This is a genomic window from Pantoea sp. X-Soil-TKNS-1211 (genome assembly GCF_059730495.1).
The window spans coordinates 1,201,250-1,224,097 of the sequence record NZ_AP035953.1 but is presented as its reverse complement, the minus strand read 5'-3'; the positions used below and the strand labels follow the sequence as shown (position 1 = coordinate 1,224,097).

The 22,848-nt window shown below is 49.5% G+C and carries 32 protein-coding genes, 1 tRNA gene and 2 pseudogenes; 11 read left to right on the top strand and 24 right to left on the bottom strand.

Annotated elements, in window-relative coordinates:
* Positions 1-72: 72 nt before the first annotated feature.
* From AC6I8W_RS05805 to AC6I8W_RS05795, 3 genes and pseudogenes are all read right to left on the bottom strand, one after another.
* Positions 73-333: pseudogene (locus AC6I8W_RS05805) on the bottom strand (integrase); the annotation flags it as partial.
* A gap of 91 nt (positions 334-424) precedes the next feature.
* The gene (locus AC6I8W_RS05800; RefSeq protein WP_497837349.1) at positions 425-724 is read right to left on the bottom strand and encodes a CII family transcriptional regulator; all 300 of its coding nucleotides are present in this window, start codon (positions 722-724) and stop codon (positions 425-427) included.
* 114 nt (positions 725-838) lie between these two features.
* Positions 839-1,027, bottom strand: a complete 189-nt coding sequence (locus tag AC6I8W_RS05795) for a Cro/CI family transcriptional regulator (protein WP_480370733.1) — start codon at positions 1,025-1,027, stop codon at positions 839-841.
* Positions 1,028-1,132: 105 nt separating this feature from the next.
* Here AC6I8W_RS05795 and AC6I8W_RS05790 point away from each other — a divergent pair, with 105 nt between their 5' ends.
* The 5 genes and pseudogenes from AC6I8W_RS05790 (at position 1,133) to AC6I8W_RS05770 (ending at position 4,759) form a co-directional block, all read left to right on the top strand.
* Positions 1,133-1,843 carry a LexA family protein gene (locus tag AC6I8W_RS05790; protein ID WP_497837348.1) on the top strand — a complete coding sequence of 237 codons (711 nt, stop codon included), beginning with the start codon at positions 1,133-1,135 and terminating at the stop codon, positions 1,841-1,843.
* Between the two features lie 34 nt (positions 1,844-1,877).
* On the top strand, positions 1,878-2,258 hold the full coding sequence (locus tag AC6I8W_RS05785; RefSeq protein WP_497837347.1) for a hypothetical protein: 381 nt from the start codon (positions 1,878-1,880) through the stop codon (positions 2,256-2,258).
* Between the two features lie 332 nt (positions 2,259-2,590).
* A pseudogene (locus tag AC6I8W_RS05780) lies at positions 2,591-2,956 on the top strand (site-specific integrase); the annotation flags it as partial.
* A 702-nt stretch (positions 2,957-3,658) separates the two neighbouring features.
* Positions 3,659-4,096, top strand: coding sequence for a hypothetical protein (locus AC6I8W_RS05775; RefSeq protein WP_497837346.1), 438 nt, complete (start codon positions 3,659-3,661; stop codon positions 4,094-4,096).
* Positions 4,097-4,135: 39 nt separating this feature from the next.
* Positions 4,136-4,759: a DUF3761 domain-containing protein gene (locus AC6I8W_RS05770; RefSeq protein ID WP_497837345.1), complete on the top strand. Its 624-nt coding sequence runs from the start codon at positions 4,136-4,138 to the stop codon at positions 4,757-4,759.
* A gap of 188 nt (positions 4,760-4,947) precedes the next feature.
* Here AC6I8W_RS05770 and AC6I8W_RS05765 read toward each other — a convergent pair whose 3' ends face one another.
* On the bottom strand, positions 4,948-6,063 hold the full coding sequence (locus AC6I8W_RS05765) for a site-specific integrase (RefSeq protein ID WP_497837344.1): 1,116 nt from the start codon (positions 6,061-6,063) through the stop codon (positions 4,948-4,950).
* A gap of 172 nt (positions 6,064-6,235) precedes the next feature.
* Between AC6I8W_RS05765 and AC6I8W_RS05760 the strand changes: the two genes are divergently transcribed.
* Positions 6,236-6,619: a hypothetical protein gene (locus AC6I8W_RS05760; protein WP_497837343.1), complete on the top strand. Its 384-nt coding sequence runs from the start codon at positions 6,236-6,238 to the stop codon at positions 6,617-6,619.
* Positions 6,620-6,953: 334 nt separating this feature from the next.
* Here AC6I8W_RS05760 and AC6I8W_RS05755 read toward each other — a convergent pair whose 3' ends face one another.
* The 3 genes from AC6I8W_RS05755 to AC6I8W_RS05745 form a co-directional block, all read right to left on the bottom strand.
* Positions 6,954-7,178, bottom strand: coding sequence for a ribbon-helix-helix domain-containing protein (locus tag AC6I8W_RS05755; RefSeq protein ID WP_497837342.1), 225 nt, complete (start codon positions 7,176-7,178; stop codon positions 6,954-6,956).
* A 113-nt stretch (positions 7,179-7,291) separates the two neighbouring features.
* Complete coding sequence (locus AC6I8W_RS05750) at positions 7,292-7,564, bottom strand: hypothetical protein (RefSeq protein ID WP_497837341.1); 273 nt, start codon at positions 7,562-7,564, stop codon at positions 7,292-7,294.
* Between the two features lie 19 nt (positions 7,565-7,583).
* On the bottom strand, positions 7,584-7,748 hold the full coding sequence (locus AC6I8W_RS05745; RefSeq protein ID WP_497830217.1) for a hypothetical protein: 165 nt from the start codon (positions 7,746-7,748) through the stop codon (positions 7,584-7,586).
* A gap of 260 nt (positions 7,749-8,008) precedes the next feature.
* On the opposite strand from AC6I8W_RS05745, the gene AC6I8W_RS05740 reads away from it, so the two are divergent.
* Positions 8,009-8,326, top strand: coding sequence for a hypothetical protein (locus AC6I8W_RS05740; RefSeq protein ID WP_497830216.1), 318 nt, complete (start codon positions 8,009-8,011; stop codon positions 8,324-8,326).
* 201 nt (positions 8,327-8,527) lie between these two features.
* On the opposite strand, the gene AC6I8W_RS05735 is transcribed toward AC6I8W_RS05740, so the two are convergent.
* From AC6I8W_RS05735 to AC6I8W_RS05660, 16 genes are all read right to left on the bottom strand, one after another.
* The gene (locus AC6I8W_RS05735) at positions 8,528-11,311 is read right to left on the bottom strand and encodes a DUF927 domain-containing protein (RefSeq protein WP_497837340.1); all 2,784 of its coding nucleotides are present in this window, start codon (positions 11,309-11,311) and stop codon (positions 8,528-8,530) included.
* Positions 11,311-11,658: a hypothetical protein gene (locus AC6I8W_RS05730; protein ID WP_497837339.1), complete on the bottom strand. Its 348-nt coding sequence runs from the start codon at positions 11,656-11,658 to the stop codon at positions 11,311-11,313. The genes AC6I8W_RS05735 and AC6I8W_RS05730 overlap by 1 nt, the downstream gene beginning before the upstream one ends.
* On the bottom strand, positions 11,655-11,882 hold the full coding sequence (locus AC6I8W_RS05725) for a hypothetical protein (protein WP_497837338.1): 228 nt from the start codon (positions 11,880-11,882) through the stop codon (positions 11,655-11,657). The genes AC6I8W_RS05730 and AC6I8W_RS05725 overlap by 4 nt, the downstream gene beginning before the upstream one ends.
* On the bottom strand, positions 11,882-12,121 hold the full coding sequence (locus AC6I8W_RS05720; RefSeq protein ID WP_497837337.1) for a hypothetical protein: 240 nt from the start codon (positions 12,119-12,121) through the stop codon (positions 11,882-11,884). The genes AC6I8W_RS05725 and AC6I8W_RS05720 overlap by 1 nt, the downstream gene beginning before the upstream one ends.
* Entirely contained in the window at positions 12,118-12,405 is a 288-nt protein-coding gene (locus AC6I8W_RS05715) for a transcriptional regulator (protein ID WP_497837336.1), read from the bottom strand. Before AC6I8W_RS05715 ends, AC6I8W_RS05720 begins: the two co-directional genes overlap by 4 nt.
* Positions 12,398-12,616, bottom strand: a complete 219-nt coding sequence (locus tag AC6I8W_RS05710; protein WP_497837335.1) for a hypothetical protein — start codon at positions 12,614-12,616, stop codon at positions 12,398-12,400. Before AC6I8W_RS05710 ends, AC6I8W_RS05715 begins: the two co-directional genes overlap by 8 nt.
* Positions 12,613-12,915, bottom strand: coding sequence for a ubiquinol-cytochrome C reductase (locus AC6I8W_RS05705; RefSeq protein ID WP_497837334.1), 303 nt, complete (start codon positions 12,913-12,915; stop codon positions 12,613-12,615). The genes AC6I8W_RS05710 and AC6I8W_RS05705 overlap by 4 nt, the downstream gene beginning before the upstream one ends.
* On the bottom strand, positions 12,912-13,097 hold the full coding sequence (locus tag AC6I8W_RS05700) for a hypothetical protein (protein ID WP_497830209.1): 186 nt from the start codon (positions 13,095-13,097) through the stop codon (positions 12,912-12,914). The genes AC6I8W_RS05705 and AC6I8W_RS05700 overlap by 4 nt, the downstream gene beginning before the upstream one ends.
* Positions 13,097-14,155: a host cell division inhibitor Icd-like protein gene (locus AC6I8W_RS05695; RefSeq protein ID WP_497837333.1), complete on the bottom strand. Its 1,059-nt coding sequence runs from the start codon at positions 14,153-14,155 to the stop codon at positions 13,097-13,099. The genes AC6I8W_RS05700 and AC6I8W_RS05695 overlap by 1 nt, the downstream gene beginning before the upstream one ends.
* Positions 14,152-14,331, bottom strand: a complete 180-nt coding sequence (locus AC6I8W_RS05690; protein WP_497837332.1) for a DUF4222 domain-containing protein — start codon at positions 14,329-14,331, stop codon at positions 14,152-14,154. Before AC6I8W_RS05690 ends, AC6I8W_RS05695 begins: the two co-directional genes overlap by 4 nt.
* Positions 14,324-15,166: an antA/AntB antirepressor family protein gene (locus tag AC6I8W_RS05685; protein WP_497837331.1), complete on the bottom strand. Its 843-nt coding sequence runs from the start codon at positions 15,164-15,166 to the stop codon at positions 14,324-14,326. Before AC6I8W_RS05685 ends, AC6I8W_RS05690 begins: the two co-directional genes overlap by 8 nt.
* Positions 15,167-15,179: 13 nt before the next feature.
* Positions 15,180-15,599 carry a PM1773 family protein gene (locus AC6I8W_RS05680; RefSeq protein ID WP_497837330.1) on the bottom strand — a complete coding sequence of 140 codons (420 nt, stop codon included), beginning with the start codon at positions 15,597-15,599 and terminating at the stop codon, positions 15,180-15,182.
* The gene (locus tag AC6I8W_RS05675; protein ID WP_497837329.1) at positions 15,599-15,802 is read right to left on the bottom strand and encodes a helix-turn-helix transcriptional regulator; all 204 of its coding nucleotides are present in this window, start codon (positions 15,800-15,802) and stop codon (positions 15,599-15,601) included. The genes AC6I8W_RS05680 and AC6I8W_RS05675 overlap by 1 nt, the downstream gene beginning before the upstream one ends.
* An 873-nt stretch (positions 15,803-16,675) precedes the next feature.
* On the bottom strand, positions 16,676-17,890 hold the full coding sequence (locus tag AC6I8W_RS05670) for a tyrosine-type recombinase/integrase (RefSeq protein ID WP_497837328.1): 1,215 nt from the start codon (positions 17,888-17,890) through the stop codon (positions 16,676-16,678).
* 166 nt (positions 17,891-18,056) lie between these two features.
* Positions 18,057-18,133: transfer RNA gene (locus AC6I8W_RS05665), tRNA-Arg, on the bottom strand.
* A gap of 95 nt (positions 18,134-18,228) precedes the next feature.
* Positions 18,229-18,729, bottom strand: coding sequence for a DUF1198 family protein (locus tag AC6I8W_RS05660; RefSeq protein ID WP_497837327.1), 501 nt, complete (start codon positions 18,727-18,729; stop codon positions 18,229-18,231).
* Positions 18,730-18,894: 165 nt separating this feature from the next.
* On the opposite strand from AC6I8W_RS05660, the gene folD reads away from it, so the two are divergent.
* Positions 18,895-19,761, top strand: coding sequence for a bifunctional methylenetetrahydrofolate dehydrogenase/methenyltetrahydrofolate cyclohydrolase FolD (gene folD, locus AC6I8W_RS05655; RefSeq protein WP_497837326.1), 867 nt, complete (start codon positions 18,895-18,897; stop codon positions 19,759-19,761).
* Positions 19,761-19,973 (top strand): ribosome-associated protein YbcJ, encoded by a 213-nt coding sequence (gene ybcJ, locus AC6I8W_RS05650; protein ID WP_497837325.1) that lies wholly within the window; start codon positions 19,761-19,763, stop codon positions 19,971-19,973. The genes folD and ybcJ overlap by 1 nt, the downstream gene beginning before the upstream one ends.
* Before the next feature lie 45 nt (positions 19,974-20,018).
* Here the strand turns inward: ybcJ and cysS are convergent, their stop codons facing one another.
* A complete protein-coding gene (gene cysS / locus AC6I8W_RS05645; RefSeq protein ID WP_497837324.1) occupies positions 20,019-21,404 on the bottom strand; it encodes a cysteine--tRNA ligase in 1,386 nt (461 codons plus the stop codon).
* A 220-nt stretch (positions 21,405-21,624) separates the two neighbouring features.
* Between cysS and ppiB the strand changes: the two genes are divergently transcribed.
* Positions 21,625-22,119: a peptidylprolyl isomerase B gene (gene ppiB, locus AC6I8W_RS05640; RefSeq protein WP_480371498.1), complete on the top strand. Its 495-nt coding sequence runs from the start codon at positions 21,625-21,627 to the stop codon at positions 22,117-22,119.
* Entirely contained in the window at positions 22,119-22,835 is a 717-nt protein-coding gene (locus AC6I8W_RS05635) for a UDP-2,3-diacylglucosamine diphosphatase (RefSeq protein WP_497837323.1), read from the top strand. Before ppiB ends, AC6I8W_RS05635 begins: the two co-directional genes overlap by 1 nt.
* Positions 22,836-22,848 lie beyond the last annotated feature (13 nt).

Sequence of the window (22,848 nt, the reverse complement as noted above, 5' to 3'; positions counted from 1 at the left end):
ATAAATTGCAAACACCAAAATTAGCAAAAAATTAAGGCATGCCTGAGGCGCGCCTTATAGAAATCCTTTTAATCAGCCCTTATTCAACTTAGCAAAATCAAATGGGCTAACCCCCTTCTCCCGATTCGCATCCAGATAATCCCCCCAACACTGCACAATCAGCCTACGCTCCCCCAAGTGTTCAGCCTTATAAATACAAGCCGCACGCACAGAGTTACGTTCCTGGTTACTCATCTGCCGTTCAACCGCATCCTTCGACCACAATCCCGACTCGATTAACGAACTACATGCCATAGTCCTGAAACCATGCCCGCAAACCTCAACTTTCGTATCACATTGTCATGCCGGGACTCAACCAGATCAGCAATCTCCTGGCTGCTCATTGTCGGGTTTACTGCTGTAGATAATTGCATGTATAATTACCTCAGAAATTGAGTGTGATTTGAGAATCCGAATCTGTTCGCGCAGGTTCGGATTTTTTCTTTCCAATCGCCTGATAGGCGTCCTGAATAGCCCGGCCAATCGGGCTTACCTCAACAGCCATTCGCGCAATGCAGAAAATGGTCGCTATATCCCGCCAGTTGGTCTTGCTGATTTTCGATTCATGCCAGCCAGCAAGCTGCGCGAACTTACGCCCGGTCAGTTGCGAGATGACAATCAAGAGGTCTGTTTCAGCGCGATCAATCTCCCGCTGTGTTGGTTTGCTGTAGTTTGCTGATTCCATTAAGTAATATTCCTTTATGGAATTTGTTGCGTGACATTGCGGTGAGCTTTGTCACTGGGTTGTGCTCCTGCGGTTAGACGGGAGCGGCTTCAGAGTTTTAAAGAGCGGTGTTAATTATTTCTTGGTACTTGGGAAAGGCTTTAATTCCTCTCCCTTAACGGTTCCATCGGACTGAACGGTCACGAAAATTTGTCGCCCTGTCCGGATGGCCTTGCTGATAGCACACTGGATAACGCCAAAATCTTTAGCGGCCTTTGCCTGACCGTGAATTTTTGCGTAATCCTCAAGTGTCATTCGGTTCATAGGCTCACTCCTTGAAGATTCACGACAAAGAATACTACGGGTATTCATTAATGTAAATATCCTGGATATTTTGAATGTGATTACCTGTGGTATTAGAATGAGGTAATGGAAAACAAAAAGTCCCTGACGACAGAACAGCTTGCGGACGCTGCGCGCCTGAAGGCTTTGTATGAGTCGAAGAAAAAAGAATTAAAAATCACTCAGTACACAATCGCTGATGCGCTTGGTATTTCGCAGGGAGCTGTCGGTCATTACATGAATGGGCGAATTGCTCTCAATGTGCCGGTGGTTACAGAGTTTGCTCGCCTGTTCAGCGTTCCCGTGTCAGATATCAGCCCCGCTCTGGCAAAAGATGTGAACAGATACGCCAGTACTGTTGATGCCAACGTGACTGGATTCCGCCCTTACAAACCAGGAAACAGATACCCGGTACTGAGCAAGGTACAGGCAGGGGCATGGGCTGAGGCGGTAGAAGCCTACACGCTGAAAGATATTGATCACTGGCTTGATTCTGAAGCGCACACGCAAGGGGATGCTTTCTGGCTTGAAGTCGAGGGTGAGTCGATGACCGCACCTTCTGGCCTGAGCATTCCTGAAGGCACATTTGTTTTGTTTGATACTGGCCGCGAAGCGGTCAACGGCAACCTTGTGATCGCAAAACTTGTCGATGACAACGAAGCCACCTTTAAGAAGCTCGTTATCGACGGCAGCCAGAAATACCTGAAGGGCCTAAACCCTCAGTGGCCTATGACAAAAATCAATGGTAATTGCCGGATCATCGGCGTCGCGATTGAGACAAAAATGAAACTGCTCTAATAAATTTTTTAATTCACACAGCAATGGATTGAAAATGAGAAAAATCATAGCACTCTCTATTTTTATACTTTCGGGATGTGCCGTTTCAACTGGACTGGTAGTTCAGACTGAAGACCAGAAAGATCCCCTTATGGGAACTGCCACCGCATCTCTAACTCGCGGTGATTTCTACGTTGAGAACGTCACCGGACTGTCTTGCTCAGGTAAATATGACCAGTTCACTACTACCCCGATGCTCAAAGTCACCTTCACATGTAGCGACGGTCGCACAGGAGCGGCGCAGGTAATGCGCTATGGGGCAAATCTTGAGAATGGCTCAGGTAGCGGAAGGCTTAGCGATGGCACTCGATTCAGAATACTAATCGGTGCCGCAACAAGTCAGGCCAGCCAGCAAGGATACTGGAGCAAGTTCTAATACTTCCCCACCACCTTTAAGCCCGCCACTGCGCGGGCTTTTTCATGCATTTAAAAAATAAATAACCCACAAAATCAATATCTAAGATATTCAAATGAAAAAATGAATATTTTGAGTATTTACATAAATAAATACTGTGAGTATTTTTCCCCCATCAGCACGAAGCACAGCACCAACCGGCAGGAAGCCGACGCTCTTTAACATTGATGGGATTGTTCCTCTCTAGCAGGAGGAAACGAGTTTAACCAAACAGGAGGTGCCGAAATGTTGCACTAACGCGGTTAGGCCGCTAATGCGATCACCTTAACTGGCCTCGCATCGTGAAGACGGCGTATAACTGGGTATTCGTGCACACCGAGGCGGTGAAGAGGAGTGATGGGACGATAACGCCGACCGTAAGAAAGACGCGTGTCGATTCAAACACAGCATGGCGGGCTGCGCTGAAGAGAGCGGAGATAGAGGATTTCCGTTTCCATGACCTGAGGCATACATGGGCGAGCTGGCTTATTCAGGCCGGAGTTCCGTTGTCGGCATTACAGGAAATGGGCGGATGGGAAAGCATCGAAATGGTACAGCGCTATGCTCACCTGGCACCGAACCACCTGACCGAACATGCACGCCAGATTGATGCGATTTTTGGTGCTCGCGTCCCAAATCTGTCCCACGGGGAGAAAGTGAAAGCTGAGGGAAATGGGTAAGTGATTGATTCGAAATGGCCCCTACAGGATTGAATAATAAAAACTAACAGCATGTTATATATCAATATTTCATGTTTTAAATTTATCATACACCCCCAAAAATACCCCCAAATGTTTTTGTGACGCTTTCTTTTGGGTGTTTTTTGAGCAGGCATTGATGGGAATCTTGCTTTTGGTCCAGAGCAATTTCCCTGCTCCTTAAAACCGTGTTCCCTGCGTATCAACATACGCACTTATCGCTGCGTTCCTCATATTAACCTTTCCATGCCCTCTGCGCGAACGACTTGCCGTTTCTGGTGCTCCGCTCAATCCGCACCACGAATGTGTAAAGGAGAATAAAGGTAGATGCGAGTTCAGAACAGGGCGTCTACTTCACCTGGCAAATCTGTCGAGTGGAAACGCGCCATTCTAGTGGATACCTGGTGGATACTTCGAGATTTGATAGCGAGATGATTCACAGTGCGTCTATCTTCTCGGTGTTACCGTTCGCTCACGTTATATATGCAAAATCGTGTCGTTCAGTTAGTTCAGTTGGTTCAATTTGTAAAGATGATTGTTTATTAAAGGATATTTTGTGAAAACTGAACCAACACAATCCCGATTTGAACCAACAAGCCTCAACGGGTGAACCAACAAAACCGAGCGTCTTACACTGTCTTACGGTGTTAAAATACCCTCTCTATCCCTGATGCTGGTGGTCCAATGAGCAAATCGCTGTCCGTAACCTTCCGTGTGCCTGCTGAGTTAAGCGAGGCTTTTACCGGCGCTGTGAGTGCTGCTGGTGGTGATAAAACCTCATGGCTGGTCGATGCTATTCGGCAGAAACTGAACCGGCCAGGCAATAATCCTGACACACGCATGATGGCGCTGGTAGAAAGGATGGAGTCAGCAGCAGCGGCGCTTATTGGTGGTAAGCAGGGTATTCCACCTTTGCCATATGATGAGGAAGCAGTGATCCGTATCGCGTCGGAAACCATCAGGCAGGGCTTTGATAATGGCCGTATCATCGCGGAAAGGCTTAACAAGGCTGGTTATCAGACAAAAGCCGGTAAAGCATGGGATAAAGACATTTACAGCGCCTGGAAGCGTCAGGGGGACCATAAGACGAAAATCGATGCGGCCATTCAAGGAAATGAGTAACCTCAACGCGTCAGTTTGTTGACGCTGCATGGATGAAAAATGAAAAAACGCTTTTGGATAGTTCCGGGGATTGTGTTTGTTGCTGTGTTCTTTGTGATGAAAGCTCTATTAGGAATTGGGTGTGCGGACGGCTGGCAATCACATTCAATCGGTACCCAAGGAGCTTGCTCACACCACGGAGGTGTGGGGAACGGAGGAGGAATATCGCTTATTAGTGCCTTGGCTCTGGCTGGCTATAGTTTTTACAGATTAGACAAAGCGGAAGCCAAAAAAAACCTCAGGCACTACGAATTATCAAAGCAGAATGAGTGGTTTAGACTTGATCTAACTTCGGCACCATTTAATCCACAGGAACACTATTCCATTGAGGGAAATGCCCTCTCATATACCTACCTCTCAAGCATTGATTCTGAGCCTGAATCTTTAACAGTGACCATTAGCGATGCCGAATTAACCAAAATCGAGAAGTTGGCGCGCACTTTAGCGTCTCAGAGTCATACCCCGGATATGCTGGTCCTTGATGGTCTCGATGTATACCTAACTATGAATATCGGTGAGACAGCAACCTTCCAGGCGCAGCAGGTTTTAGATATTAGCTCTTTGGGGAACACGGCTATCTTTCTCAAAGAGACGCTCGATAAGCATTTGCACCCTAACGCCTAATATTTCTTCTTTCAGCCTGCTTCTTCAACTTATACTCAGGTGCAAACATTACTCATCCGGCTTGTTACACATGTGTCCTTTATGCTAAAGGCGGCTACGGGCGTTTACATACAGGCGGTCATTCCATTCTTTTCGCCAATACGTTGATTCACATTCAGATGGACGGTTTAATCAGGTTCTAATGGTGGTTATTCGTCATTAAAATACTGATCTAACCGTATAGCGTATTCAGAAAGGTGGTTTGGCGATAGATGTGCATACCGGCGCACCATTTCGATACTTTCCCAGCCCCCCATTTCCTGCACAACGAATAACGGTACTCCGGCCTGAATCAACCAGCTCGCCCAAGTGTGTCTCAGGTCATGGAAACGAAAGTCCTCAATGCCTGCTCGTTTGAGAGCGCTTCGCCAGGCAGTATTATTATCAATGCGCATTATCCGTGATGCTGGTAGAGCTTTTCCGGTTTTGTCGTAGGCTCCTTTTTGGTGGACGAATACCCAAACTGGGTGGTTACCTTTTTGTTTCGTAAGAATATCTAAGGCTGTTTGATTAAGTGCCACACCAATGGCGCGGCCACTTTTACTTTGTTTTGCATCCACATATGCTACTCGACGTTCCAGGTCTACGTTATCCCATCTTAGATTGATGATGTTAGAGCGGCGTAGACCCGTATTAAGTGCGAAAATTACAACGGATTTTAATGGCTCAGGGCACTCATATATTAACCGTTTCGCTTCATAGGGTTTAAGCCAGCGCACTCGTTCATTTTTAGGCTTTTGGATGGCGATATGCGGGGCTTTTTGCAGACATTTCCAGTCAAACTCAGCCTTTCTAAGCAGTGCCTTAATGACCGCCAGGTGAGCCGACTTGGTGGCATTTGACGCAGGTTTGGGGTGGAATTTTAGAGGTGTCTCATCTCTGTTCTGACTTGAAGCCATCATCGAGCGCCAATTCATTTCATGCTTTCTGTTAGTCATGTCCCTGACCGCGTCATAAATCATTTTTTCATCTATATCAGAGAGGTAGATTCCTTTGAAATGAGTTAACCAGAAATCCAAACGTCTTTTATCGTCGCCAATTGATCGTTTATCTTGTTTGTCTCTTAGCCATAGCGCTACTGCTTGTTCGAAAAGCATTGGCAGAGGTTCTTTCAGTCTGGATTCTCGCCATGAGGAAGCCTTGAGATGATCATAAAGCTCTTGGGCAAACGCTTTATTTGTCGTCCCAAGTGATTTCCTGACACGCTTCCCTGTAGCGTTAATGTAATCGCAATACCAGATATTGCCGCGCTTCCGGACAGGCATGCTATACCTCCCTTTAGCACCATGTTGTGCTGAAATATCATTGCTTATTCACGGAATACACTACCAACTATAAGCATCTTCAAATTTAAAAATGCTTTGATCATCACAATGTGATGTTGGGTTGAATGAATGGTATGTTTCTAAAAATCATTCATAAAATGGATAAGCTAGCATGAAGCACTTACCACTCATTTTGATGGCTTTCACCCTCGCAGGATGTTCAGTATCAACAGCTTTGGTTGTTCAAACCGAAGATCAAAAAGACCCATTGATGGGAACAGCGACAGCCTCACTCACCAGAGGTGACTTTGCTGTTGAAAATCTCTCAGGTATGTCCTGCAACGGTACTTATGACCAGTTCACGCAGTCACCTGTTTTAAAAGTTAACTTTGTTTGTAACGATGGTCGTACCGGTAGTGCCCAGGTTGTAAGAACAGGAGCCAATCTTGAAAATGGCTCGGGCAGTGGAAAACTGAGTGACGGAACGCGCTTCAAAATTCTTATGGGTGATTCCGCTACATACGCCAGCCAGCAAGGATATTGGAGTAAATTCTAATTATGAATTCCGGTGACAGTGCCAATTTTCATAAGCTGGTCACCAGGAGACCCGGATAAATTCTCACTGAGAATGTGGTTAATTAATGGAGCATAATTACCCATTATATGCGTATATAATGGGCGGAATGGTTACGATCACCGCTTTCTGGCTGGCTTCTTCCATGTGAACTCTGGAGCCTCCAACCTTCTACGATTCCTCTCAGTGGCCTGCAAAGCCTGGGCAAGACCTGTCCTGATTGTATAAAGTGTATGCCTGTCGAGTGGTTCGCCATTTCGGCGGACCATCTGAATCAATGTCAGCTCTAACGACTTTCTATCCAGCATATTCCGTCTTACCCGTGATTATTCGAGGCAATGTCGCGTAGCAACTTCTCAGCAATTGCCTGACGCACGAATTCTGCTCGGTTCCCATAACATGGATGCTTAAAATTACCGCCTCGGCGTTTTATCAGGCTGTCCACCTCATCCACCAGCGCTATCTCAACAGTAACTATCAGGCGGCTGGTAGGCGTTCCATTGAAGAACCGATTAACCTGTTTTTTTGTGCTAGCTGCCATGTCTCAGATCCTCCCCCTCGCGCGCATGCGCGTACTGGTGTGTAAATCATCAAAGGCGATGACAAGAGTTCCTTTTACGGACTCCAGAAATCATCATTCCCGATTAGCGATTTTTAACCACCCAACAGTGTTTTCTGCCCTGTTGAGGTCGCACCAGGCGAACCGGAACCAGCCGTGCCACTGAGAAGGTTTGCGTTAATGCCCTGACGTGATCTGCGGCGTAACTCGTCATCTGCTTGAGCACTGGCAGCGTCTGTATTCACGCCAGTTGTTTTTTGCTGCTGAGGGGTTTTGTTTTGTGTGGCTGAATAAATTGCCGTACCAGCACCTACTGCGGCTGATGCGATTGCTGCATAGGCAGCCAGTGAACCTTCAACTACGCCCATGATTATTCTCCTCCTTACCTTAGCTAATTTCTTTTAACGCCTTGTCCATCAATTGTCGTGCAATCACATGGATGGTTGGCGCTACACCCAATGTTGATTTACTACGTTCCCGCTCCTGAAGCTCGCGAAGAGCTGAATACTGCTCGCGGCTTAACAGAACAGGCATCACTGTTGCTTTATTCATTTCATTTTCCTGCTTGTATTTCACACAGTCATTGTAATTGCAATTATTGAAATGATTTAATTTAATATTTCATTTTTTGCATCAAAAAATCGATCGTATGGATAAGCAATCTTGGCGTAAAGAGGCCTGGCACCAGTGCCAGATATACCTGTGGCAGTTAAATAGACTAATGCGCGGAGAGAAATTCATTTGTGCTGATTGATGCCAAGAGTCAGTAATTATACCTTTAGGAATAGGTGCTCATAACCAAAGGGACGTAGATGAAATTAACACTCCAGGCTTTACCACTTTTATCTGTTTTGTTAATGCCGACAGCATGTCTTGCAACAGTTTTTGGAGGAAGTAACCTTGGTTTTGGCGGCTACCCGGAATTCAGCGAAGTCGCACCAACGCCACCATATACTAATGACCAATACGCTTGGGAGAACTACAAACAGGAAGTTGACGCATACACAGCTAAAGCAAAGCAGTATCTTGAGGATGCAAACTATGACATTCAGCGGATTCAGGAAGCGCAGCAAGACGCCATAAATAAAGCCAATGCCGCGGTGCAAGAATACAATAATCAGGTCCGATGACCGCAAGGGCCGGTCAATTTTAATGCCCAGGCCTGCCAGAACTACATATCCAAAATAACTTTTAAGTGTTGGTTCAAAACACTATCTTGTTGGTTCAGTGTTGGTTCATTTTATGGACGAAAATCCTTAAAAAATAAGCCACTATAAAAATTGAACCAACTGAACTAACTGAACCAACACTATTTCTCTCACATGACAGGATTACTCTCCCTCTGCTTCACCCTCTGGCCGGTATTGGATCACATAAACGTTGTACTGCCGCTTGTTAATCCTCGGTGATTTACGTTGATAACCCCTGCCGCTGGCTGGCGGCGTCAGCATCCCACTTTCCACCAGCACTCGTGCGAACTGCTTAGGGTTGAACCCACTGGCAATCTCCTGCTCAAAAGCTGCCGGAAAGGTGTAAAACACAATAGGTGAATCATCATGGCTTCCACTGGCTCGAAATCCGGCCATGTCCCGGATTGGCAGCGACTGGGGGTCATACGGGAAAGGTGCAAAGCGGCTGAAACCGTTGGCATTCAGGAACGCTTCACACTGGGCTATGATCTGCTGATGCTCCTTGTTGCCGGTGCCGAATTCACGCACCCAGGCGTTATAGCTGTGCTGAATAGCATCACGACATGTCTGCTCATCCCAACCAGTAATCTCCCGGCTCATTACCAACGCTGCTTCCATCACGGCAAAACGGGCACCCACACGATGAACCTGCTCGCCATATTCAGCGGGAATGAGATTGCGCCACCGCGCCTCTGCTGCCCTGACAGCCTCAGTTGCCTGTTGCTGGTGTGATGCGAGCCATTTAATCCATTCACGGCCAGCTGCGCCATGATGGTTCAGCCAGGCATCCTTCAGCGCATCAGCATGTTGTTTGCCATTCTGGTATTGATGAAATCGTACCGCCTTGCTTAACGGGATATTCAACAGCCGTACCAACTGCCCTGCTTTAGCCTTTCGGCCGGTCATAGCAATAAACGTTTCCAGATCCATTTCGCCGGTACTGATTGCCACACAGCGCCAGCGTTTCAGATCCCGATTACCACCCTCTTTGGCCCCTTGTAACTTCCCGACACCATTAAACAGGGCATAAGCGGACTGTGAGACGCTTACAGGATCAGCGCCCTGCCCAACCTCATCCAGTGGCATCAGCGCATCGTTATGTGCGGCAGCCTCATTCGCCAGCCCCAGCGCAGTGCCGTACCACGTCAGACGCAACTGATCGGGATTACCGTAGAGGCTGCTGGCTACATTAGCAGTCGTGGTTTTACCGGCGCTCGATTGCTCGTAGAAGTGAATGCCGAAGCCATCAGCACCAGACAGACCAATAAGCGGAGCCGCCAGCGCAGCAGCAACACCCGTCATCATTGAGTAGTTCCCATCGGCCAGTTGTGCCACAGAGTCACGCCAGCTTTCCGCACTCCCTTTGATTGTGTAACCGGCCGCAGCAGAGCTGCGCCCATTGAACAGCACCGGCTTATCAGGTGTACCGATGATTTCCCCGTCAGGCATGATATATGCGCCACACTGCCACCCTGTAGCATGCGCAACGCGCCAGATATCCTTTGAGCCGCTACGTTGTAACCAGTCTGCCAGAATGGCTCTTAGGCCGCTTTTGGTGGTCACGTTAACGCCACCAGCTTTTAGCATTCTCCATCCCTCGCGCTCCCCAATGTCCGCCAGCGGTACTGCCTGAGTGGTTTCAGCATCAGAGCCTGGTGCTTGCCAGCGCAGTATCAGAAACTGATCTTTATCGTCACGACCGATTCCGGCAACCTTCAGGGGTGAACAAAGCCAGCTTTCCCGGTTGATGATTTCACCGCTCTGTTTGTCTGTATTGGGTTCCACCCAATACACGCCATCCTGACGGCTTTCAATTCGGGGTTTGAGTGCTTCGCGGTCCGGTTCTACTGCTTTACCGCCCTCAATCACTTCCAATTGAGCGCCCATGTTTTCCCCCTGAGGTTGATACAGTGAATCGTTAAATGCTGCTGTAGCGGCCTTAAGCCCGTTCTGCTGGCGGTAATCGTCCCAGTCGGCCTTGTAGCTGGTGGGAGGCAATGAAACGCTCCCATTGGCGACTTCAGCAGCTTTATCAGCGAAAATCCTGCCGCTGTTTACTTTCGGCTTTCCGTGGTCGTCGAGTTCATCAGGTTCATACCAGTCGTTATCACCGGCAATAATGATTGCGGCATCCGGATATTGACGGCGCATTGACTTGGCTACGGTCGGAAGATTACCGGCATCGAGCGCCACAACTGCCAGCGCATCTGGGCGCATCAAGTGGGCGGTAATCGTTGTTGCCAGCCCTTCACAAATTATGATTGCGGTAACTTCCTGCGGCTGGTTGAGAAGGTGCCAGGCTCCGCGCTTCGCTGAGCCATAGAGCACTTTCTTTTCACCCTGCGGTGTGATGGTCTGCGCTGCGGCGACATTACCGGTTTCATCCACCAGCGACAGAAGAATTGATCCATCAAACAGGCACGGCATAGTGAAACCGCTCAGACCTTTGGCAATCAGGTATTCGCTTTCCCTATGCGTTACACGGCCTGCGAGCAACTGATAGTGGCTGACAAAACTTTCACGGCGCTGCTCAGCTTCTGCTGCCGCTTTCTGCTGGCGTTCCTGCTCATGCTGGTGGCGCTGTTCTACCAGGTACCGCCTTCTCTGACTGGCTGATTGCTGGTCAATTTCTGTTTCCCGGTAATCAATACCCAGTACATCAGCCGCCATGCGGGCGGCCTCAGTGGTGTCACAATGGATTACTCTCTTGATAAGATCTAAGCCGTCACCAGCACCGCACTGGTTACAGATAAAGCTCCCGCGCCCTTTGTCATCGAAGCGAAAGCGATCTTTACCACCACAAGCAGGGCATGATGAGTGCTGGCGTGGCGATTGCGGCACGTTAATACCTAACTGGCTAAGAACCTGCGGCCAGCGATTTGCCGCCGCATTGGTGGTTTCACGTATGAGGTCGATGCTTCGCATTAATTTGGCTCTCCTTGCTGCTGGAGAGTCACCGCAATATCCGAGAGCATGCAATCCCATATTTCATGCCCTCTGCTCGTGAGATTGCCACCTTCCAGGCATTCATCCAGCAATGACAAAGCCTGGTGCTCCCAATCCTTGTGGTGGAGTTTTAATACGAGCAATACGTAGCTGTTAACCAGATCGCGAATGCCTGAGAAACCACCGGTAATATCAATCCTAATATCACCATTTGTTGTTGATACCACGAACCAGTCGCCATTGTTTTGCTGAACCAAGACGTTATAAATCGCTGTTGCGTACTGGTCAGCCAGTACGTTGAGACGGAGGTTTTTGGTGATCGTCATTGTTTGGCCTGCGCTCCTTTGTCGCGAGATTTCAGGTCGGCATCTACCGCTGCTTCCAGCGCCTCAATGGTGTCGTGAACGGTGCCGTGTGCAAGGCTGATAAGCCATGCGAGATCCTCATTCATGCCGGTGCCCGGCATCGTATCGAGCAGTACGGAAAGAACAGCGCGCGCCTTCTTCAGATTGACTGCCTGCTGGTCAATATCAGCAAATGAGATAGCCATCAGATAGCTCCTCCCTGGGTCAATTGTTCGAAAAGGCTGGCAATGCGCACTGCGGCTTTGGGATCGTGTTCCGCAAGGGTTGTGTGTGCGCTGCCGTTATAAATTTCGACCAACTGATTCGCGTATTTATCAGCGTTGTTAATGTCGATGGACACAAGCCTTAGCGGCAATTGCTGTTCAGATAGGACAGCAGCCGGTAGCTCATGTCTGATATCTGCAGGGGCTAAGAGATGCTTCATGCCTTCATCCCCTGAGCCTTGCGCTCTTTGTCAACATCGCATTGCTCGAAGCGAGTTAAATCATGGATGCCGTCCACCAGTAGATAAACTTCATGGCGTAGCTTCTCATCAGTGATTTTTGGGATCACTTCGAGCAGGAGGTGGTGCAGGCCAGCTTGCACTCGTAACAGACGGCCACGTGAGATATTTTCAGGTGTATCAAGATCAGGTGAGCTATCGTTGCCAATAATGGCCTGAACGCGGTGGCAATCTTTTTCGTAGCTTTCCAAGTTGAAGTTATGCATGGCGAATTTCCTTATCCATTAGCTTTAACCCCATGTAGCCCAATTGATAATCGGCTTCTCCCATCGCATCAGGAACTCCTCTCAGCAAAGTCATCAAGGCGCCCATCATCTCCATAGTCTTATCATCTGAGATGTTAGCTTCCATCCAGACAGAAAGTACTGCCTGAGCCTGTTCCACCTGACACTTTGCATCCAAAAGACAGATAGTCATGCTTTACTCCCTTTCCCGCTTTTGCTAGAGCGATATCTGGCCTCGTCTGCATGGTCACTTAGTGCACGTACTGTTTCAGTGAGTGGCTGAAGCATTGCGCCGATTTTGTACATGTCACTTTTGGCCTCTTCGGGGTCATAGTCCTCGTTAGCTGCTGCCCAAAACATGATTGACCCAATGGCGGTTATACCTAGCAACAAATCGTTCACCGCTTGTTCAGCTCGACTTTGGATGCCGCTCAGTTCTTCACCGTTAACATTGGTGAAGGTCATACTGGTAAGATCGTTGTATAGGCTCATTTACCAGACTCCATGCTGATTGCTATAGCGTCGGCGAGGCCGTCCAGAAGTGTGGTTACTGCGTCTATCATGTCCGGCACATTGCCATCGTCCGTAGTCAGGGTTTGTAGCCAGACTGACAGAACAGCCTGCGCCTGCGTGATCCGCATCATCACAATTTCGAGGGGAATTGAATGGTTCATTAATAACCTCCGTGTTTCACTTTGAGATATGAGTTTCCTGCCATCCGAGGCGCTGCCTTGGTACTGGCAGGATGCGCAAAGTGAAGAAGATGAATCCATTTGGGGCAAGTTAAGTCGGATTTTATTGTTGAAATTGTGACCGAATCTGACAAAGAAACATGATGGTTATCTGAAGTAATTACAGGCAAGCGTGCTGCTAAAGACAGAAAGAAATTAGGTGCCAGAATTCGGCGCGCTTCTTTTTCGCTAGAGGCCTGAACAGATATGCGGCAGGGCTTGACCTGCATGTCAGCGCGTTGCAGAGCCAGAAAACGAAACTCAAATTTGGGCGTGGTTTGGGTGAGGGTAGTAGCCATGATGGCAGCCTCCTTGTACTGGGATTTGATCCCACCACCGGAAACGCCAATTTCGCTGGTGGTGAGCTGAACAGGGTTGGCGTAACCGGCGTACAAGGTAACCGGCGCGGATTTCTCCGCCCCCATCCAGCCCACCATAATTTTGCGAGCGGCACGAATTATAACCGTAGCGCTGAAAAAAGGGTGAACGAATGCGAGGACACAAAAAAAGACGCTAGGCGCGTCATGTGTCGCCTTGTACTTTACCAGGACGCCAATCCTGGCACTGGATTTTGCCAGTGCAGGTTGAGAATAGTATGGATAACAGGACCGGAGCAAGCCCTTTTTTATGGACTCCGAGAACTCAATCCAGACTACTTTTTGGGACTCCAAGAACTCAATTTTCTCTCGCGTTATGACCCCAAATAAATCTTCACATCCCCGCGATGTGAGGCCAGATAATCCTTTTTTTGAGCCTCCATTAAGGATGTCGGAAAAACATCTAAGGCCTCCCCCCGCTATATCAGAAATACATTTTCGTGACCGACTATCTTTTTCGACCGAATCACTCATAAACCCATACTGGCCTTGACTCAAAATCGAATTGGAAGTGTTTTGAATGTTAGGTTTTGTCAGGTTCTTGCCAAGTTTGGCTAAGTCCAAAACCATAGAATGCGATAACAACCCAGCTTGCGGTAAGCCCTTACTGTGGACAGCAATCATTGCGTTACCTCCGTAAACTCACGCACAAACCGCTCCACCGGCTGAGTACAGGACGACTCATAGCCTTCGCGGTAGAATGTCACGCGATTGAATTGTACGCTTACCACTGTAACCAGTGAGCCGTGGGAATCCCGGTAGCAGTGATTGGGTAACGGGGTACTGATGGATTTATGCATGGTCAGCCCCCAAATGTTTGGCTAACCAGCGCTGTGACAGGCGCGTTAACTCTGCTTTGCGCTGGTCGTACTCCATACCCATATCAATCAGCGTTATGTTGGTGCTTTCCAGATAGGTAAAGTGTTCCAGTTGCCCGGTGTTCATGCTGTCGCGCGGCTCGCCAGTAATACCATTTACCTGCGCCCACTGTTTCGCCGTCATGCCACCCAGCACAATACGGGCTATCATGTTGCTTTCGTTGCTGTAGTGGCGGGATTGAGTCTGTTTACCCTGTTCGGCGCGGGCAGATTCCAAAGCGGCGCACATCGGTTTAAAGAGGTTCGCAGCACCAATGCGGGCTTTAAGCTGGCGGCGATACTGTGCGGCAATCTCTGGCACACTGCGCTGTAGTGCTTCTTCGCACTGGATGAAGTACCGGCGCACGGCCCGGCCCTGCTCGTTGCGTTCCACCATAGCCAGCTCTTTTGCCATGCTAAGAGAAAGCCCCGTATCTTTGCTACGACGATCTCCTCCCCGCTTAGTTATCCAGCCTCTATCGGAATGGTTAATTTCTGCACTTTGATTCCCCAAAACGGGGGAATCAAAAACCACATAATCAACCCCTTGCTCAAACCCGTAGTCTTTGATGCGATCGGAAAGCCACGTCGAGTAATCACGCCCAACCCCCAATGCTTTATGCAATGCTTTTGAGCTCACAATGTTGGTTTCCCGGCCACCAATCTGACCGGAAATAACCGGAACAATGGTGGCAAAGTCATTACCAGAAATATCGCTAATGCTGGTGGTAGGCTGAGGGGCGGCCTCAGAAATTAATCTGCTTTTTTCGATTTTCATTTATCTGTCTCCGTTAAGCTGCGTCGAAAGCGTCCGGGTAGAGTGAAAGGATTGCGTTTACTTCATGCTCCGCCAGCTCGTAATAACCCCCAGCACGAGCGTTGTATTTCATGAGTTGAATCACCCGCATCACGTCAGCACGACATGTGAAGCGGTAGCGAAAATGACTGCCGATTCCGTCAGGATTTTTCTCATCGATACGCTCCAGACGGATATCAAGCTGGCGCTCTAACTCACTCGCGTAATTGCGCCCGGATGAGAGGCGGCAGTAACGCAACAGCTCGTTTTCAGTAAAACCATTAATACCGCTGTGAAGCATGTAGAGGCGCGCGCGGTGCTTTTTAGGTGCTGGCTTAATGACTGTGGCAGGCGTAACATCAGGGTTGTCAGTTCCATGATTAGCCGCCTGTAATGGGCGTTTTTTCATTTCCATCAGGCCACCTCACCACGCGATTCAGCGATGCGTTGCTCAATCCAGTCATCAATTTCACTTTCAATAAATGCGATTGAGCGTGATCCAATCTTTACCGATTGAGGGAAGCGGCCTTGTGAAATAAGTTTATAAATCCACGCGCGGCTGTAACCGGTGCGACATAATACTTCTGAAAGACGGACTAACTTTTTAGATGGAGTCATAACATTTCCTTTTCTATAGGCATAAAAAAAGCCCCATCTAAGAAGAAAGGGCTTATTTCATTTCCAGATTTTTGATATGGCAAAAGCCACAACATGATAAACATGTGCGGTAATATAATTTATTGAGTTAGTTTTGGTTATTAGCAAAAAATGTTGGTTAGTTACCTATCACGGTAGCTATTTTACAAAGGGACGAATCATCCCTAACCGGTTGGCAGCAGCTTATAGAAATGAATCCGAAGGGTTTCATAGAATGTGCGCCATATTTTGAAGAACTAATACCCTCTCCCATAACAGCTGGATTCTCCACAAGGGCGGAGTACGGGTGCATACTTTTAAAGTGCATGGCTATGTTCTGACAGTGCCATGAATACTGTCCTTGCCCGTTATTGGGTGAACTATGATCGCTTCTCATCGATCTCTCCTGATTCAGGAGTGCCAGTAGTTTAAAAAGAGCTAACGCTTTTCAGCGTCGTATGAGTTGCCTAATTTGGCCGGAAAGACATGACATCTTAATTTTATAAGATAGAAAATTTTTCTGACCTCCTGAAAGCAACCCAATTTTTTAAAGAGCAACCACGAATGGTTATTTGTTCATCTTGCACTAGCTTTTTCAGCTACGTAGGACTCCATGTCCGTTATTAAGAGAGCGGTGGCCTTCTTCAGATGCTGACATCTTCCGGCATATGGATTTGTTGGAACGTCGTTTGCACTTTTCAGCGCTCGATTGAGACATTCACCAATGCGCTTATTCAGCGCTCGATTGAAATATTCAACTAGCCATACCCCGGTTCTTCACCGGCTGCATGTTAAAGAGCAAATAATGTCCACTTGCGTGTAATATAGATCACTACTGTTTACTCGTCCAGTGTTTTATGCACGTTTACCAAAAGTACCGTGCACAACGTTCTCCCCTTTCTCCAGCGCCTCCATATAATCTGCATACCACTGAAGCATCTCACGGCGGCCATCCAGATACTGAGCATGGTTGTAGGTGCCCCGAATAGAGTTTTTATCGACGTGGGCAAGCTGTGTTTCAATCCAGGCGGTGTTATATCCCTGTTCGTGAAGAATGGTGCTCATTGTGTGGCGGAAACCGTGACCTGTAGCTTTGCCATCGTAGCCAATACGCTTGATCACCTGATTAATGCTGGCCTCACTCATTGTCTTACCGGCATCGTTACGTCCCGGAAACACAAAACGGCCACGCCCGGAAAGCAGGTGGACTTCCTCCAGTAATGCTTTAGCCTGGCGGGAAAGTGGTACAACATGAGGGCGGCGCATCTTCATCCGTTCTGCTGGAATCTGCCAGATGCCCTTTTCTATATCGATTTCAGACCATTCAGCCGCGCGTAATTCAATCGTGCGCATGCCAGTGAGCATAAGTAGACGAGTAGCATTCTGTGTCATTCTGCTACCTGTATATTCACTCAGGGCGCGAAGGAATCCGCCGATCTGGTCAGTAAGCAAATGAGGGAAGTGCTTTTGCTTTGGTGCTTTGAGTGCGCCAGCTAAATCAACAACAGGATTGTGCTCAGCCCTGCCCGTGATAACGGCATAGGTAAATATCTGCCTGCAAGCCTGGCGGGTTTTCTTCAGCTTATCCAGAACGCCCCGTTGCTCCATCTTTCTGAGCACCATAAGCATTTCTGCGGCTTTGATTTCTGCGATGGCTCGCTTACCAATAAAGGGGAATACATCTTTTTGCAGGTATTCGAGAATGTCATTTGCATAACCCTGCGACCAGTTAGGGCGTTTATGCTCATGCCATTCAACCGCCAGAGCTTCGAAACTGTTACTGACAGCCAGAATCTTTGCCTGCTTCTCTGACTGTTTAACCTCGCTCGGATCACCACCAGCAGCTAAAGTACGTTTGGCCTCATCACGCTTTGCTCTGGCATCAGCCAGAGATACATCAGGATATACCCCCAGCGCCAGCAGCTTTTCTTTTCCAGCGTAACGGTACTTTAAACGCCAGTAACGTGACCCATTGGTATTCACCAGAAGGTACAAACCGCCGCCATCAGAGAGCTTGTAGGCTTTATCCTTTGGCTTTGAAGCGTCCACTGTGCGGGCATTTAGTTTCAATTTGGGGGTATCTCATTTCATTGAACGGGAATCTACCCCCAAATGTACCCCCACAGCGTTGTTGATTTCAATAGATGTTAGTAGACGTTGAGATAACGACATTCCCGGGAAGGTGCTTTCTTACTGGGGTTTTGTGGACTTTGGTAGACAATGAGAGAAGAAAAAATGGCACGCCCTACAGGATTCGAACCTGTGACCTACGGCTTAGAAGGCCGGTGCTCTATCCAGCTGAGCTAAGGGCGCATATGCGGTTGCGTCGAATTATACGTTGGCACGCGGCCTCGTCAACGTTTTTGCACCCGCGAAGTGCAGAGTGCTGATGATATAACCAATCCCGCTCAATGACGTTTACGATATTCACTCAACGACACCAAATTACTCTCCTCCTTCGCCTCCCCTTCCAGCTCAATCCCCTGCGTAAACCAGCCGTTAAACCGTTCGCGCATCGCGTTCATCTCTTCCCGGTCCGGCTCCAGTTCGCGCAGAAAGCCCATCGCCAGCAACAATTGTTGTTGGGTGATCACCGGTGAAAAATGCGCCCGACTGAGGATCTGGTGCCAGCGCCGCATATTCCCTTCCCCGCCATCAACAATAAACACCTGCCAAATCAGCAGCACCGCTGCCGCATTCTGCAAATGGCTTTCATTGTCGCCGGTGATGTAGTCGGTGAACTCCTTCGCCGCTTCTTTGCCCATTAGCGAGAGCATCGATTCCACATGGACTGGCGGTAGTTGCAGTCGTTTGCTAAGTGATTGAGCCGCATGGCGTGAACCGGCCGTCAGCAGGCGGAAGCCCACCACAAACACCACCACTAAAGTCGCAAGGATTAGCCAGATCATAAACATTCCACTAAATTCATTGCCGGGCATCATACGGGTTAACGCGGGCAATCTGAAGTAACAAAAGCGCGCCTCAGGAACAATCTGTGCCTGACAGCGCGACGCGCTTCTGACAGAATAGGCGCCTTTCCCCGATTCAACATTACACAGTGGATTTCCTCTCTGATGGCAGCAAAAATTATTGACGGTAAAACGATTGCGCAGCAGGTGCGCCTTGAGGTTGCGGAAAAAGTACAGCAGCGTCTGGCGGCTGGAAAACGTGCTCCGGGACTGGCAGTCGTTCTGGTGGGTGAAAACCCCGCTTCGCAGATCTATGTCGCCAGCAAACGCCGCGCCTGTGAAGAAGTGGGATTCGTTTCCCGTTCTTACGATCTGCCAGCAACCACCAGCGAAGCCGAGCTGCTGGATTTGATCGATGCGCTGAATAACGATCAAGAAATCGATGGCATTCTGGTGCAGCTGCCACTTCCGGCAGGCATCGACAATGTCAAAGTGCTGGAACGCATCGTGCCAGATAAAGATGTCGATGGTTTCCATCCGTACAACGTGGGCCGTCTGTGTCAACGCGCGCCGAAGCTGCGTCCTTGCACCCCACGCGGCATTGTTACGCTGCTGGAGCGTTATGACATCGATACCTACGGCCTGAACGCCGTGGTGGTTGGCGCATCCAACATCGTTGGTCGTCCGATGAGCATGGAGCTGCTGCTGGCGGGTTGCACCACCACCGTGACCCACCGTTTTACCAAAGATCTGCGTCACCATATCGAACACGCCGATCTGTTGATCGTGGCGGTAGGTAAACCCAACTTTATTCCGGGTGACTGGATCAAACCGGGTGCGATTGTGATTGATGTCGGTATCAACCGTCTGGAAAGCGGCAAAGTGGTCGGTGATGTGGATTTCGAAGCAGCTTCAGAACGTGCTTCTTACATCACGCCAGTGCCGGGCGGTGTTGGCCCGATGACGGTCGCCACCCTGATTCAGAACACCCTTCAGGCGTGCGAAGAGTATCACGACGAGGAGATCGCATAATGGCGACGTTTTCTCTGGGTAAACACCCACATGTTGATCTGTGCGATCTGCTGAAACTTGAAGGTTGGGTGGAGAGCGGCGCGCAGGCCAAAGCGGTGATCGACGAAGGCGAAGTACGCGTCGATGGCGCGATTGAAACGCGTAAACGCTGCAAGATCCTCGCCGGTCAGATGGTAGAGTTTGCCGGCCAGCGTATTACCGTGGTGGCATAAACTCTGAAATAAAAAGGGCGAACCTCAGTTCGCCCTTTTTATTGGTTACTTACGACGCCAGGTGGTGCCCTGCGGACCATCTTCCAGCACGATGCCAAGCGCGTTCAGTTTGTCGCGTGCCACATCGGCCTGCGCCCAGTCTTTCGCTTTACGCGCATCGTTACGCATCTTAATCAGCGCTTCGATCTCCGCCACTTCATCGTCATTGGCCTGCGCACCGCTTTGCAGGAACTGTTCCGGATCCTGTTGCAGAATGCCCAGCACATCCGCCAGCTGACGCAGTTTCGCTGCCAGCGCATCTGCCGCTGTTTTATCTTCTGCTTTCAGACGGTTCACTTCACGCGCCATATCGAACAGCACCGAGTAGGCTTCCGGCGTGTTGAAGTCGTCTTCCATAGCGGTGCGGAAACGCGCTTCGAACTCTTCACCACCCGCCGCGACAGCGCTGACATCGGTATGACGCAACGCGGTGTAGAGACGTTCCAGCGCCGCACGTGCCTGATTGAGGTTATCTTCACCATAGTTGAGTTGGCTGCGATAGTGGCCGGACATCAGGAAGTAACGCACGGTTTCCGCGTCGTAGTGTTGCAGCACATCGCGCACAGTGAAGAAGTTGCCGAGCGATTTTGACATCTTCTCGCGATCAACCATCACCATACCGGAGTGCATCCAGTAGTTAACGTACGGGCCATCGTGCGCACAAGTGGATTGCGCCACTTCGTTTTCGTGATGCGGGAACATCAGGTCTGAACCGCCGCCGTGGATATCGAAATGGGTGCCAAGCTGTTTGCAGTTCATCGCTGAACATTCAATATGCCAGCCCGGACGACCGTTGCCCCAGGGAGAGTTCCACGCCGGTTCGTCAGCTTTGGACATCTTCCACAACACGAAATCCATCGGGTTACGCTTCACTTCGGCCACTTCAACGCGCGCACCGGCCTGAAGTTGTTCCAGATCCTGACGGGACAGCACGCCGTAATCTTTATCGCTCAGTACATCAAACATCACGTCGCCGTTGTCGGCCACATAGGCGTGACCACGTTCGATCAGGCGTCCGACCAGTTCGATGATCTCGTCGATATGACGCGTCGCACGCGGCTCCAGATCTGGCGGCAGGATCCCCAGCGCGGCGAAATCTTTATGCATTTCACCGATCATACGATTGGTCAGGGTTTCGATACTTTCGCCATTCTCGTTGGCACGTTTGATAATTTTGTCGTCAATATCGGTGATATTACGCACATACTTCAGCTTATAACCGACATAGCGCAGATAGCGTGCCACCACATCAAATGCCACAAAAGTACGTCCATGGCCGATATGACAGAGGTCGTACACCGTGATGCCGCACACGTACATGCCGATTTCACCAGCATGGATGGGTTTGAATTCCTCTTTCTGTCGCGTCAGGGTGTTATAAATCTTTAGCATTGAACGGTTCCGTATTTAACGTGTGCGGGAATGGCCTTTCCAGGCTAGCTGCGTATTGTGCCGTATTTTTTACTTCAGCGCGACGCCAGCATATCAACTGCCGCTGCCTTGCTGACGCGTCATCACAATTTGTGATATAAGATGCCTCTACAAAAATGCCCGCTGCTCTGAGGCAGGCGCGGCAATTGACACCGACGACAACCTTTACAGGACGAGAATGATGGTCACCTTCCAGACGAACCACGGCGATATCGTAATTAAAACCTTCGATGACAAAGCGCCGGCAACCGTAAAGAACTTCCTGGATTACTGTCGTGAAGGTTTCTACGACAACACCATTTTCCACCGTGTGATCAACGGCTTTATGATTCAGGGCGGCGGCTTTGAGCCGGGCATGAAGCAGAAAGCCACCAAAGAAGACATCCGTAATGAAGCCAACAACGGCCTGAAAAACACCCGTGGCACCCTGGCGATGGCACGTACTCAGGCTCCGCACTCCGCTACCGCGCAGTTCTTCATTAACGTAGCAGACAACGACTTCCTGAACTTCCGTGACGAAAGCCTGCAAGGCTGGGGTTACTGCGTGTTCGCTGAAGTGGTTGAAGGCCTGGACGTGGTCGACAAAATCAAAGCAGTGGCCACTGGCCGCAGCGGCATGCACCAGGACGTGCCGAAAGATGACGTGATCATCCAGAAAGTGACCGTTAGCGAGTAATGTCGCGCACGCTGTTTATCGCAGATCTTCATCTGTGTGAAGAGGAACCGGCAATCACTGCCGGTTTTCTGCATTTTTTGCAGCGGGAAGCGCAGCAATGCGATGCGCTTTACATCCTTGGCGATCTGTTCGAAGCCTGGATTGGCGATGACGATCCCAATCCATTACATCAACAAATCGCCGACGCGCTTCAGGCTCTGCCGGTGCCGAAATTCTTTATCCACGGTAATCGCGATTTTCTGCTCGGCCAGCGCTTTGCACGTGCCAGCGGCATGACGTTGCTGCCGGAAGAACAGGTGTTAACCCTGCACGACAAGCGGCTGCTGATTATGCATGGCGATACCCTGTGCACCGATGATGAAGGCTATCAACGCTTTCGCGCCAAAGTGCATCAGCGCTGGCTGCAAAAGCTGTTCCTCGCCTTACCGCTCAGGCTACGCATGCGTATCGCTGCCAAAATGCGCGCCAACAGCAAACAGGCCAATCAGCATAAATCGCTGAGCATTATGGATGTGAATCAACAGGCGGTGATGGATGCGATGACGCGCCAGCACGTACGACTGCTGATCCACGGCCACACCCATCGTCCGGCGATTCATGATTTTGTTTTGCAGGGTGAAAATGCCCAACGCGTGGTGCTCGGTGCCTGGCATCATCAGGGGTCGATGATTCAGGTCGATGCCGCTGGCGTGCAGCTAATCGAATTCCCGTTCTGATTAACGGGCAATC

Excerpts from the sequence above, each read along its gene's own strand:
- AC6I8W_RS05800 (WP_497837349.1), bottom strand. The coding sequence starts at position 724 with ATGGAATCAGCAAACTACAGCAAACCAACACAGCGGGAGATTGATCGC.
- AC6I8W_RS05795 (WP_480370733.1), bottom strand. The coding sequence starts at position 1,027 with ATGAACCGAATGACACTTGAGGATTACGCAAAAATTCACGGTCAGGCA.
- AC6I8W_RS05790 (WP_497837348.1), top strand. The coding sequence starts at position 1,133 with ATGGAAAACAAAAAGTCCCTGACGACAGAACAGCTTGCGGACGCTGCG.
- AC6I8W_RS05785 (WP_497837347.1), top strand. The coding sequence starts at position 1,878 with ATGAGAAAAATCATAGCACTCTCTATTTTTATACTTTCGGGATGTGCC.
- AC6I8W_RS05775 (WP_497837346.1), top strand. The coding sequence starts at position 3,659 with ATGAGCAAATCGCTGTCCGTAACCTTCCGTGTGCCTGCTGAGTTAAGC.
- AC6I8W_RS05770 (WP_497837345.1), top strand. The coding sequence starts at position 4,136 with ATGAAAAAACGCTTTTGGATAGTTCCGGGGATTGTGTTTGTTGCTGTG.
- AC6I8W_RS05765 (WP_497837344.1), bottom strand. The coding sequence starts at position 6,063 with ATGCCTGTCCGGAAGCGCGGCAATATCTGGTATTGCGATTACATTAAC.
- AC6I8W_RS05760 (WP_497837343.1), top strand. The coding sequence starts at position 6,236 with ATGAAGCACTTACCACTCATTTTGATGGCTTTCACCCTCGCAGGATGT.
- AC6I8W_RS05755 (WP_497837342.1), bottom strand. The coding sequence starts at position 7,178 with ATGGCAGCTAGCACAAAAAAACAGGTTAATCGGTTCTTCAATGGAACG.
- AC6I8W_RS05750 (WP_497837341.1), bottom strand. The coding sequence starts at position 7,564 with ATGGGCGTAGTTGAAGGTTCACTGGCTGCCTATGCAGCAATCGCATCA.
- AC6I8W_RS05745 (WP_497830217.1), bottom strand. The coding sequence starts at position 7,748 with ATGAATAAAGCAACAGTGATGCCTGTTCTGTTAAGCCGCGAGCAGTAT.
- AC6I8W_RS05740 (WP_497830216.1), top strand. The coding sequence starts at position 8,009 with ATGAAATTAACACTCCAGGCTTTACCACTTTTATCTGTTTTGTTAATG.
- AC6I8W_RS05735 (WP_497837340.1), bottom strand. The coding sequence starts at position 11,311 with ATGCGAAGCATCGACCTCATACGTGAAACCACCAATGCGGCGGCAAAT.
- AC6I8W_RS05730 (WP_497837339.1), bottom strand. The coding sequence starts at position 11,658 with ATGACGATCACCAAAAACCTCCGTCTCAACGTACTGGCTGACCAGTAC.
- AC6I8W_RS05725 (WP_497837338.1), bottom strand. The coding sequence starts at position 11,882 with ATGGCTATCTCATTTGCTGATATTGACCAGCAGGCAGTCAATCTGAAG.
- AC6I8W_RS05720 (WP_497837337.1), bottom strand. The coding sequence starts at position 12,121 with ATGAAGCATCTCTTAGCCCCTGCAGATATCAGACATGAGCTACCGGCT.
- AC6I8W_RS05715 (WP_497837336.1), bottom strand. The coding sequence starts at position 12,405 with ATGCATAACTTCAACTTGGAAAGCTACGAAAAAGATTGCCACCGCGTT.
- AC6I8W_RS05710 (WP_497837335.1), bottom strand. The coding sequence starts at position 12,616 with ATGACTATCTGTCTTTTGGATGCAAAGTGTCAGGTGGAACAGGCTCAG.
- AC6I8W_RS05705 (WP_497837334.1), bottom strand. The coding sequence starts at position 12,915 with ATGAGCCTATACAACGATCTTACCAGTATGACCTTCACCAATGTTAAC.
- AC6I8W_RS05700 (WP_497830209.1), bottom strand. The coding sequence starts at position 13,097 with ATGAACCATTCAATTCCCCTCGAAATTGTGATGATGCGGATCACGCAG.
- AC6I8W_RS05695 (WP_497837333.1), bottom strand. The coding sequence starts at position 14,155 with ATGATTGCTGTCCACAGTAAGGGCTTACCGCAAGCTGGGTTGTTATCG.
- AC6I8W_RS05690 (WP_497837332.1), bottom strand. The coding sequence starts at position 14,331 with ATGCATAAATCCATCAGTACCCCGTTACCCAATCACTGCTACCGGGAT.
- AC6I8W_RS05685 (WP_497837331.1), bottom strand. The coding sequence starts at position 15,166 with ATGAAAATCGAAAAAAGCAGATTAATTTCTGAGGCCGCCCCTCAGCCT.
- AC6I8W_RS05680 (WP_497837330.1), bottom strand. The coding sequence starts at position 15,599 with ATGGAAATGAAAAAACGCCCATTACAGGCGGCTAATCATGGAACTGAC.
- AC6I8W_RS05675 (WP_497837329.1), bottom strand. The coding sequence starts at position 15,802 with ATGACTCCATCTAAAAAGTTAGTCCGTCTTTCAGAAGTATTATGTCGC.
- AC6I8W_RS05660 (WP_497837327.1), bottom strand. The coding sequence starts at position 18,729 with ATGATCTGGCTAATCCTTGCGACTTTAGTGGTGGTGTTTGTGGTGGGC.
- folD (WP_497837326.1), top strand. The coding sequence starts at position 18,895 with ATGGCAGCAAAAATTATTGACGGTAAAACGATTGCGCAGCAGGTGCGC.
- ybcJ (WP_497837325.1), top strand. The coding sequence starts at position 19,761 with ATGGCGACGTTTTCTCTGGGTAAACACCCACATGTTGATCTGTGCGAT.
- cysS (WP_497837324.1), bottom strand. The coding sequence starts at position 21,404 with ATGCTAAAGATTTATAACACCCTGACGCGACAGAAAGAGGAATTCAAA.
- ppiB (WP_480371498.1), top strand. The coding sequence starts at position 21,625 with ATGGTCACCTTCCAGACGAACCACGGCGATATCGTAATTAAAACCTTC.
- AC6I8W_RS05635 (WP_497837323.1), top strand. The coding sequence starts at position 22,119 with ATGTCGCGCACGCTGTTTATCGCAGATCTTCATCTGTGTGAAGAGGAA.